Annotated in this window: 3 protein-coding genes; 1 reads left to right on the forward strand and 2 read right to left on the reverse strand. The window is 68.4% G+C overall.

What is annotated here, in order from left to right; all coding sequences use genetic code 11:
- Window positions 1–23 precede the first annotated feature (23 nt).
- Window positions 24–368 (reverse strand): hypothetical protein, encoded by a 345-nt coding sequence (locus tag BJ998_RS44905; protein ID WP_184870264.1) that lies wholly within the window; start codon window positions 366–368, stop codon window positions 24–26.
- A gap of 149 nt (window positions 369–517) precedes the next feature.
- Between BJ998_RS44905 and BJ998_RS44910 the strand changes: the two genes are divergently transcribed.
- Window positions 518–3,640: a TIM-barrel domain-containing protein gene (locus BJ998_RS44910; RefSeq protein ID WP_246490120.1), complete on the forward strand. Its 3,123-nt coding sequence runs from the start codon at window positions 518–520 to the stop codon at window positions 3,638–3,640.
- Between the two features lie 132 nt (window positions 3,641–3,772).
- Here BJ998_RS44910 and BJ998_RS44915 read toward each other — a convergent pair whose 3' ends face one another.
- A complete protein-coding gene (locus BJ998_RS44915; RefSeq protein WP_184870265.1) occupies window positions 3,773–5,974 on the reverse strand; it encodes a right-handed parallel beta-helix repeat-containing protein in 2,202 nt (733 codons plus the stop codon).
- Between the last annotated feature and the right edge of the window lie 253 nt (window positions 5,975–6,227).

The raw sequence follows: 6,227 nt of genomic DNA on the forward strand, positions 1-6,227 counted from the left end.
GTTGTCACTGAAGTTATAGTGATTTAATCCTCCGCGAGCAGCGGGCCCTCGTGCAGCACCTCTCCCCCGGTGTCGTACACCCGGACCCGCAGCGGCCGCACCGCCTCCCTCGCGCGGTCGAGATGCGCCCAGGCCGCGGTGATCCGGTCGTCGACGGGAACCGAGTCGGGCAGCTCCTCGGCCGGCGGGATCACGTGCAGGTCCACGGCGAAGGTGTGCGCCACGATCTTCGCCGGGACCACTTCCCCGTCCTCGCGGATCACCTCGAGCCGACCCACGCCGTCGACGCACGTGCCGCAGATCCCCCGGTCGACGCCCCAGACCGAGAACGGGCGCTTCTCCTCGGGGCTGCGCCAGCCGTTCTTCACGATGTTGAACAGGGTGTATCGGGGACTTCCCTGACATTTCCCCCACGTCAGCTTCCTGTCCAGGGTGGACAGGAACCTTTACAACGTTGTGCCGACGTCGTAGAACCGATCCAGAGCGTCACCTCGAACCCTGCCGCCGAGGAGCGACCATGAGCTCTGTCCGCCCAATCGCGCTCGCGATCGCCCTGCTGATGGCCGCGGGCACGGCCCCGGCGATCGCCGCGCATCCGTCCGTCCGACCACATGCCGTGACATCGGGCAACGCCAGATTCGAGGTCCTCTCACCAACGCTGATCCGCACGGAGTACGCCGGTGACGCGCACTTCGTGGACGCGCCGACGTTCAACGCCATCGGGCGGGACGGCTTCCCCGCTACCCAGTACAGGACGAAGACCGTCGACGGCTGGCTGACCATCGACACCGGGTCGATGACCCTGCGGTACAAGACGGGTTCCGGGGCGTTCAACACGGACAACCTGCAGGTGCAGCTGAAGGCCGGCGCGCAGGACGTGACCGCGCGGCCGTGGCTGGTGCCGTCCTGCTCCCCCGGCGTGCTGTGCGAGGCGGAGAACCTGACGCTGAACGGCATCGCCGTGGCCAACGACCACACCGGCTACACCGGGCGGGGCTTCGCCGCGGGCTTCCAGGGCACCGGCAACTCGCTGTCGTTCCAGGTCACGGTGCCGGCCGACGGCTCGTATCAGCTGGATGCCCGATACGCCAACGCGACCGGCGGCGACGGGCAGACCACCACCCGCACGCTGACCGCCTCCGCGGACGGCGTTTCGCACACTTTGACGCTGCCGACGACCGCCGACTGGAACACGTGGGCGCTCGCGTCGACGACGTTCACGCTCACGGCCGGCACGCACACCGTGACGATCGCCCGCGGCGCCAACGACTCCGGCAACGTCAACATCGACAGCGTAGCGCTCGTGACGCCAGGTGCGGGCTACCCCGCTCCTCCCCCGCCGGTCGCGAGCAACTGCCCGTACGGCGGCGTCTGCGAGGCCGAGGCCGGGACGTTCGGCGGCTCCGCCGCGACGGCCACCGACCACAACGACTACTCCGGCGCGGGCTTCGTCGCCGGGCTGGGCACCGGCGCCAGCGACAAGATCCACGTGACCGGAGTGCCGGCCGCCGGGGCGTACTCCTTGCAGCTGCGGTACTCCAACGCCCAGTCGGCGCCGCGACCCGTGACCGTGCAGGGCACCTCGGTGTCGTTGCCGACGACGAGCAGCTGGGACGCCTGGCGCACCATCGCCACGCCGGTCACGCTCGCCGCCGGGACCAATGACGTGACCATCGGCTGTCCGGATGCTTCGAGCTGCCAGCTCAACATCGACACCGTCGCGGTCACGCCGAGTGGATCACCGCTGCTCGCGCCGCACGCTCCCCTGGGCGGCTACCGCCGTGGCCTCGACGGCGTGAACGGCTACGCGGTCACCACGCCCGGCCTGCTCTACCAGGACGGTTGGAGCCTGCTCGACGACACGACCTCGGCGCTCTACACCAACGGTTCCGCCACGCAGCGCCCCAGCCACAACGGACTCCCCTACCAGGACGGCTACGTCTTCGGCTACGGGCACGACTACCAGCGCGGGCTCTCCGACCTGGCCAAGCTCACCGGGCCGTCCGAGCTGCTCCCCCGCTGGGCGTACGGCGTCTGGTACTCGGAGTACTACGACCGGACCGCCGCCCAGTACGAGAACACCATCCTGCCGAAGTTCCGTGCCGACGGGGTGCCGCTGGACGTGCTCGTGACCGACACCGACTTCAAATCACCGTCCACCTGGGACGGCTGGGAGATGGATCCGGCCAAGTTCCCCGATCCCAAGGCGTTCTTCGACTGGTCGGCGGCGCAGGGCCTGCACAACACGTTGAACATCCACCCGAGCATCGTGCCCAACGACCCGCAGTACCCGCAGGCGCAGGCGACCGCCCACAACGGGCTGACGTTGCAGGGCGACAACTACGTCTTCGACTGGGGCAAGCCGGATCAGCTCAAGGCGTACCTCGACCTGCACCAGACGATGGAGCAGCAGGGCGCGGACTTCTGGTGGCTGGACTGGTGCTGCGAGGGCTCGTACTCCTCGCTGCCGGGCGTCACGCCGGACGCGTGGATCAACCAGCAGTACGCCACCGACGCCAACAAGCAGATCGGCCGCGGCTTCGCGTTCTCCCGGGCGTACGGGTCGCTGCAGGCCGGCGGCTACAGCGGCCAGGCGGGATTGCCGACCGGGCCGTGGGCCGACAAGCGCAGCACCGTGCACTTCACCGGCGACACCACGTCCAACTGGACCGTGCTGAAGTGGGAGGTCGGCTACACCCCCGGCGAGTCGGCCTCGACCGGGCTGTCCGCCGTCAGCCACGACATCGGCGGCTTCAACAACGACGGCACGCAGGCCGCCGGTTCGGAACCCGGCAGCACCAAGGAGGCCGACGACCTCTACGCCCGCTGGGTGCAGCTCGGCACGTTCCAGCCGATCGACCGCCTGCACAGCAACCACAGTGACCGCCTGCCCTGGCAGTACGGCACCGACGCCAAGAACTCCGCCGAGAAGTTCCTCAACCTGCGGGAAAACCTCGTGCCGTACACGTACACCTTGGCGCAGCAGGCCAACGCCACTGGCATCCCCGTCGTGCGGCCCTTGTATCTCCAGTACCCGGATTCGCAGGACGCCTACGCCCAGGACGGCGCCGAGTACCTCTACGGCCCCGATGTGCTGGTCGCCCCGGTGACCACTCCGGGCAGTACCGCCACCACCTCCGTCTGGTTCCCGCCCGGCAGCAGTTGGACGGACTACCTCACGGGCAAGACCTACGCCGGCGGCACCACCCAGGACGTGACCACGGACCTCAGCACCATGCCCGTGTTCGTTCGCTCCGGCGGCATCGTGACCACTCGCAGCGGGAACGTCGCCAACGACGTGCAGAACCCGTTGTCCCGCGCCACGGTCACGGTCGCCGGCGGTGCCAATGGGCAGACGTCGCTGTACGAGGACAACGGCACCGACGCCAGCCGGAGCTCCTCGACGCCGATCCGCTTCACCGGTCAGCAGGTGACCATCGGCCCGGCCGTCGGCAGCTTCCCCGGCCAGGTCACGCAACGGCAGTGGACCGTGGCGTTCACCAACGCTTCGGCGCCCACGTCCGTGACGGTCAACGGCCGCTCGGTCAGCACGTGGACGTGGGACGCCACCCGGCGGACCATCACCGTCACCACGCCCACGCAGTCCACCGGTCAGCCACTGGTCGTCTCCTACCGCTAGCCACGTCCAACCCCGGCGAGTCCCGCTCTCAGGCACACCGAATGTCGGTTTCGGACAGTTCTGAGCCTGGAGTCTCAGTTCTGCTCGAAACCGGCATTCGGTGTGCCGCTGAGCGGGACTCGCGGGGGTTTCCTAGTGGCGTGGTCCCGCCGCGGCCATGATCGCCTTGGCCGCGGCCGGCCAGTTGCCGTCGCTCACCACCGTCGTGTTGGTGATCACCACGTTGGTGCCGAGGTTCTTCACCACGGTGTTGTCGGTGAAGTTGTCGTGGATGGTGATGTCGTGAATGGTCGGCGTCCACATGCCGACCCACCGGCCGGTCTTGTTGCTCACCACGTTGTCGTGGGTGTCCCAGTACGAGCTGCCCTCGTCGTGGTAGAGCATGTTGTTGTTGTTCGGGGCGTCGTGCACCCAGTTGCCGACGACAGTGCTCTCGGCGCGAGGATCCTGGCCGCCGAGCGTGTAGATGGGGCCGCCGTCGAGCAGGGTCCGCATCACGTCGTGGATGTTGTTGCCGAGGATGTGGTTGTCGCCGGAGTAGATGGTGCCGCGCCGGCACACCGCGAGCCCCTGCTTGGCCTGCAGCTCGCACGGCGAGGCCCAGCCCCAACCCCAGCCCAGCGAGATGCCGGAGTACGGCGTGTGGGCGATCTCGTTGTGCTCGATGACGGTGTGCCGGCCGTGCCCGACCCAGATGCCGACGGCGTCGTGGTAGTCCTGCCCGACCGAGGTGATCGTGTTGTCGGCGATGGTGGTGTTCAGCGTCATCCGCGACGGATCGGCCAGGTAGTAGTCGTCGACCTCGCCGACGGCCACTCCCCCGGCGCTGGTGTCGGTGATGACGTTGCGGGCGATGGCCGAGTTCTGCGTGCCGTCGGTTAAGGCGACGCCGACATCGCCGAGGTGCGTGAACGTGTTGCCGGTGACGGTGATGTTCTTGCCACGGTGGATTTCCAGCGCGGCGGGCGGCCGCAGCGGCGCATGCGGTGCGTTGACTGCCCATTGCACGCCGGCCTGGTTGTCGATGTAGCCGACGTGCGTGGGCAGCGTCCAGGTGGTGCCGGTGAAGGTCAGGCCGGAGATGCTGACGTCGTGCACCGGCCGAACCGCCTCCGGCGTCACCGCGAACGCGTCGACGAGAAGGCTGGCGCTGCCGGTGTTCGTCAGCGTGACGGTGTGCCGGCCGGGGCGGAGGTTCTGCACCGAGTACACGACCTGCTGCGCCAGCCGGACGTCGCCGTGCTCGGAATGCGGTGCGGCGTCGGGCTTTCCGTCGACGGCGGCCGTGAACGCTCCCCCGTCGGTGTTGGTCTCTCCCAGCACGTCGAGCCCGGTGCCGGTGAACGTGTAGCTCACCGACGCGCCGGCGGTCTGGGTGGCGTGCACGCCGTCCTGGAAGTCACCGAGCTGCCGGCCCGTGGAGTTCGTCCACGCACCCGCGTACGTGCCAACGGAATCATCGACCGGCTCGATGTGACCGGGCGTGCCGCTGGCGGAGATCAGCGTCTCCAGTAACGGAAGCTCGACATCGGCCTGGCCGAGGTTCTGGCCGGGCAACGGGATGTAGTAGAGCTTGCCGGCGTTCTTGTCGAGGTACCACTGCCCCGGCTTGGTCAGGAACTGGTACGCGTTCTCCACCCAGCTGACGCCGTCCAGCTTCGGCAGTCCGTTGCCGTTGAACGGGAACTGCCTGTTGATCACGGCGACGTTGTTGTCCTGCCAGCAGTCCGGCCGCACGACCAGGTTCGAGCCGGCGCCGGCGGCGGTGATCGAGGCCAGCGGGCAGCGCATGTGCTTCCACTTGTTCTCCTGCACCACCTCCACGTCGCTCTGGTTGGTGACCTCGGCGAACGACGGATCCGGTGTGGTGAAGCCGGTCGCCGTCGCGGTGAAGGTGGCCGAGTTCAGTTCGGTGCGAGCCCGCTCCGCCCGCACCCCGTCGACGAACAGCTGCCGCGTGTCGGTGCCACGCGGCACCCGCGCGACGTAGATGTTCTTGGCGGGATCGGACAGCGTGAACCCGGTGACCCGCTTCGCGCCGGTCAGCACCGGCTGCTCACCCGGGTACGCCCGGATCGAGACGCCGCTCCGGTTCAGTTCGATCGTGTCGGTCAGCCGGTAGGTGCCGCCCCGCAAGTAGAGGACGGAACCGCTGTGCAGGCGGTCGACCGCCGTCGGCAGGGTGCAGGGCAGGAACCTCACGCAGGATCTGCCGAAGCCGTCCGGGGCGGCGTAGATCGCGTTGTCCGCAGCCGCCGTTGCCGGCGCCGCCAGGCTCGCAGCGGCGAGAACCGCCGCCGCCGCCGTGCCCAGAGCCAGCCGTAAGTGCCTCATGACCAGCGCCTTTCGCCAAGTCGCATGGAAGGGTCACTCGCGGCGGCGCCATCACGCTAGGCAGGCAGACATCGGATGTCAAGAGCCCTTAAACCGCCTTGATTAGGCGATTCGCCCGTATCTAGCGGCCAGTCATCTGATGATTCACCCTGGCCGCGATCGAGTCCATGATCAGCCGCAGCCCGTACGTGAAGTGGTCGAAGTCGAACGGCGCCGCCGTGAACGCGCCGGACTCCACCATCTCGGCCAGCGC

This window comes from Kutzneria kofuensis (genome assembly GCF_014203355.1).
GTDB lineage: Bacteria > Actinomycetota > Actinomycetes > Mycobacteriales > Pseudonocardiaceae > Kutzneria > Kutzneria kofuensis.